Annotated in this window: 2 protein-coding genes and 2 pseudogenes; all 4 read right to left on the reverse strand. The window is 66.7% G+C overall.

Features of this window, described 5'->3' with window-relative positions:
* Positions 1 to 117 precede the first annotated feature (117 nt).
* Positions 118 to 1,061 (reverse strand): annotated as a pseudogene (ftsZ, locus tag AC2W7C_RS13550) (cell division protein FtsZ); the annotation flags it as partial.
* A gap of 240 nt (positions 1,062 to 1,301) precedes the next feature.
* Positions 1,302 to 3,161, reverse strand: coding sequence for a TonB-dependent receptor (locus AC2W7C_RS13555; protein ID WP_486001909.1), 1,860 nt, complete (start codon positions 3,159 to 3,161; stop codon positions 1,302 to 1,304).
* Between the two features lie 671 nt (positions 3,162 to 3,832).
* Positions 3,833 to 3,931, reverse strand: a pseudogene (locus tag AC2W7C_RS13560) (hypothetical protein); the annotation flags it as partial.
* Positions 3,928 to 4,326, reverse strand: coding sequence for a hypothetical protein (locus AC2W7C_RS13565; protein ID WP_486001908.1), 399 nt, complete (start codon positions 4,324 to 4,326; stop codon positions 3,928 to 3,930). The gene AC2W7C_RS13565 and the pseudogene AC2W7C_RS13560, both read right to left, overlap by 4 nt.
* Positions 4,327 to 4,707 lie beyond the last annotated feature (381 nt).

Here is a 4,707-nt window from a genome sequence, read left to right on the forward strand (position 1 = left end):
GATGCCCGGCGCGGGGCGCATAGGCCCGGGCGGCCCGGGGCGGCGGGGTCTCCGAAGACCGAGGTCGAGGCGAGGGCCGTGGTGTTGGCCGCGGCCAGGTCTTCCATGCCGGTGCGGCACGACCGACACCCGGATCTTGCCGTCCAGGGCCGGGTCGAAGGCGGCGCCGAAGATGATGTTGGCGTCGGCGTCCACCTCGCCGGCGATGGCGTTGGCGGCCTCGTCGACTTCCAGCAGGGTCATGTCCATGCCGCCGGTGATGTTGACCAGCACGGCCTTGGCGCCCTTCAGCGAGGTTTCGTCCAGCAGCGGGTTGGCGATGGCGTTCTGCGCGGCCAGCAGGGCGCGGTCGTCGCCCGTGGCTTCGCCGGTGCCCATCATGGCCTTGCCCATCTCGCTCATCACGGCGCGGACGTCGGCGAAGTCGAGGTTGATCAGACCCGGCAGGATCATCAGGTCGGTGATCGAACGCACGCCCGAGTGCAGGACCTGGTCGGCCATGCCGAAGGCGTCGGCGAAGGTCGTACGCTCGTTGGCGACGCGGAACAGGTTCTGGTTCGGGATGACGATCAGGGTGTCGACGTAGCGCTGCAGCTCGGCGATGCCGGCCTCGGCCAGGCGCATGCGATGACGGCCCTCGAAGGTGAAGGGCTTGGTCACCACGCCGACGGTCAGGATGCCGCGGTCCCGCGCGCATTTGGCGATGACGGGCGCGGCGCCCGTGCCGGTGCCCCCGCCCATGCCGCAGGTGATGAAGACCATGTGGGCGCCGTCCAGGTGCCCGAAATCTCTTCGGCCGACTCCTCGGCGGCGTTCATGCCGACCTGCGGGGTGGCGCCGGCGCCCAGGCCTTGCGTGATCGTCTCGCCCAGTTGGATGCGGCGGTCGGTCTTGGCGAAGCTCAGATGCTGCGCGTCGGTGTTGGCCACCACGAACTCGACGCCCTCGAGGCCGGCGTCGATCATGTTGTTGACGGCGTTGCCGCCCGCCCCGCCGACGCCGAACACGACGATCCGGGGCTTCAGTTCCGTGGCTTGCGGACGCACCAGCGAGAGAGACATTTCGTTCCGACCTTAGATTCCGACCCTGCCCTGCAGTCCCGATGCGAAATCCCCGCCGAATCGCATTGGTTATGAGCGCGTTAAGGAAACACCCCGACTGCTTAAGGGAGTGTTACCGGATAGGGCGAGTCGGAGCCGAAGGCACGGAAATCGTTAACCTTGACCGGAGGAAACACGGGACAGGAACGAAAAAGGGCGGCCCGAAAGGGCCGCCCTTGTCCGTCTTCCAGGCCTCGGGCCTTAGAAGGTGCGGCCGATCCGCAGCGACAGGCGACGACCGCGCATGTCGTAGGCGTTCAGCGCCGCGTTGCCGATGCGGAACAGGCCGGTGCCGGCGATCGGCGGGGCCTCGTCCCACAGGTTCTGGATGCCGATCGAGGCGGTCCAGTTGTCGCCGCGGTAACGGACCGACGCCGAATGGGTGGTCCAGAACGGCGTGTCCAGGGTGTAGCGCATGCAGTAGTTGTTCGGAGCCGAGCAGTCCGCCGAGTTGATGCCGTTGGGCAGGTCGGCGTACTTCGAGTTGGCGAAGATCACGCCGCCGTTCTCGTCGATGTCCGACCCCCGGCCGATCATGTCGATCCCGTAGAAGTACGAGAAATCGCCACGCGACAGGGTGACATACAGGTTCCCGGCGTAGGCCGGACCGCCCAGGTTGAACGTGTCGCCCAGGAACGAGGTGGTGTCGGTGGCGACAGTCTCGGTGTCTTCCAGCTTGAAGTTGTGGGCGCTCTCGATGGTCAGACGGCCGAAGGAATACTCCTCGGACCAGCGCACCTGCAGATCGATGCCGCGGTTGCTCTGTTCGGCGACGTTCACATAGGCGTTGTTGACCGTGGCCAAGCGACCGGTGTCCGCGCCCGTGCGGACACGGGTGAACAGGCTGCAGTAGTCGGTCTGGCCGCGATAGCAGCGCGTCAGGATTTCGGACGCGCCCAGCTGGCTGACGGCGTCTTCGATGGTGAACTCATAGTAGTCCACCGCGACGCTGACCGGCATCGATTGCGGGGTCAGCACGAAGCCGATCGTCCAGCTGTCGGCCGTTTCGGCCTCCAGCAGGTCGCGACCGCCCACCGACGAGATGGCCACGCTGGAGCCGCCCACGTCGGGATTGGCCCCGTCCGCGATACAGCCCGCCAGGACCTGAGGATCGATCGTGTCGTTCTCGTCGTAGTTATAGCAGGGGTCGCTCGCCGCCTGCGAGCTATAGCCGACCTGAGCGCCCAGGAACTGCTCGTACAGCGCCGGCGCCCGGAACGAGGTGCCGTAGCTGGTGCGGAAGCGGAACTCCGGCGAGAACGCCCAGTTCAGGCCCGCCTTGTAGGTGGAGCTACGGCCGTAGGAGTCGTAGTCCGACAGGCGGCCCGAGACGTTGAGCCGGACGTCGTGGGCGTACGGCATGTCGGCCAGCAGCGGAACGTCGAACTCCGCGAAGGTCTCCAGGATGGTGTCCGAACCGGCCGTGCGGCCCGCGGTGGTGTACAGCGCGGTGTTGCGCAGGATGGCCTGCGGCCCCGGGGTGTCGTCGATCTCCTCGCGGCGGTACTGGATGCCGAAGGCGGCGCCGACGTCGCCGGCCGGGAGGGTGAACAGCGAGCTCGTGCTGATCACGCCTTCGATGTAGGCGTGCTCATAGGTCGTGGTCGCGTCTTCCTGGAAGAACAAGAAGTCACGCTCGGCCTGGGTGTAGTTGCCCGTCAGCACGCGCTCCGAGGTCCACGGAATGCCCTGCGGCAGGGCGGCGCAGTCGAAGTTCGACACGTTGCCGCCCAGCGGGTTGTTCGTACAGGCGACGTTCGGGCTGTTCAGGGCCAGGAAGCGGTCGAGGTAGATCCGCGGACCGTTGTTATAGGTGGCGTCCGACAGCGAGTACTGGCCGTAGATATCCCAGTCCCAGTCGCCGGCGGTGCCGCGCAGGCCGACGACGGCCCGGTAATAGTCGATCTTCTGGAAGGAGCTCGACTCATAGGCGCGATCGTCTGGATCGGCTGGCCGAAGGGGTTGTTCGGGTTCGAGGCGGGCAGGTTGTTCGGCGCGCCGTTGACGATGTTGCGCTGCGCGAACGACTGGAACACTTGCGCCGAGCCGACCTGGCTCGATTCACGGCTGTTGAACAGGAGTTCGCCGTACAGCTCCATGTCGTCGGTCAGATCCACGCCGGCGTTCAGATAGACCGAATAGCGCTCGGCCGGGCTGATGACCGACGAGTTCTGCCACAGCGGGTTGTCGCTGGGCGTATACAGATAGGTCAGCGGATAACCGGCGCGGTTGTAGCGCGCCCAGTCGGCGTAGGCGGCGGCGAACGCCGGGAAGGCGGCCGCAGCGGTCGCGATGTTGTTGCCCTGGGCCGCGGTCGGATAGACGTAACCCGGAATGCGGCGGACGATGCTCTGCTGGGACGTCAGCAGCGACACGGCGTTAGTGTTTTGGTTGTAGCACTTATAGTTGCCCGTGAACGGGTCGATGTAGTCGACCCGGTCGCCCGTGTCGGGATCGAACAGATAGTCGGTGGTGCAGGAGGTGTAATCCCGGTCCCGGCGGCGCAGGATCGAGGTTTCGGAGTACTCGGCCGCGATGTTGATGAAGCCGCGGTCCCAGGTCCGGCCGAAGGCGCCGTCGATGCGCAGCTGTTCGCCGCCGTCTTCGAACGGCTTGCTGTAGAAGGCATTCATCGAGCCGCCGTCCAGGTCACGGCGCGTGATGATGTTGACCACGCCGGCCACGGCGTCGGAGCCGTAGATCGACGAAGCGCCGTCCTTCAGGATTTCGGTCCGCTCCATCACCGAGCCCGGGATGACGCCGAGGTCGAAGGCCTGGACCTGGCCGCGCGTGCCCGCCGGGCCGGCCCGACGGCCGTTCAGCAGCGTCAGCGTGCGTTGCGGCCCGCGCCGCGCAGGGCGACCGACTGGGTGCCGCCGCCGCCGGCGGTGACGAAGCCCGTCAGCTGGTCGTTCAGCTGGAACGAGCTGATCGCCAGGGTCGAATTCAGAAGCGCCTGGGCGACATCCGGGATGCCCCGCAGGTCGCTGTTCTCGGAGGTGAGCACCGCGACGGGCGACGCCGCCGTGTATTCCGGGTTGCGGATGCGGGTGCCGGTGACGACGACTTCGCCCAGCTCGGTATCCGGTTCTGCGATCGGCTGCGTCGGCCGCGCCGGCTGCTGCTGCTGCGCAGGCGGAGTGGTCTGAGCGAAGGCCGGAGCCGCCACAGCCATGACCCCCGCCAGGATCGTCGTGCCAAAGAGGTGCTTACGCTTGATTAGCATGTGTTGGGCCCCAACCGATAATGATGCAAGGACGCAGCGCCCCATCCTAAAACGGGACACTGGTTCTGGGGTCACGCTAGCAGCAACGACGTTCGCGACAAGGGATTGTGGCGGCACGGAGACCAATCAAGACCCGGGTTGTTACAATCTGGACACAGTCTCGCCACGCAGGAGATAAATGTGACCGGATCTGGTCGGGTGGCGAAACGATCGTGCAGCGCCCTGCGGCGCGAGCCTTAGAGGTTCTCGCGCAGCCAGCCCGCGGCGCGGGCCACCAATCCCCCGGCGTGGGCGCGCGGAGCGTCGGCGGCGGTGATCTGGCGGGACATCAGCTTGCGGGCGGACACCGCCTCGCGAGGACCGTAGGCGGCGCGCAAGAGC

The organism is Brevundimonas sp. CURTG3B2_SDJG (genome assembly GCF_057364705.1).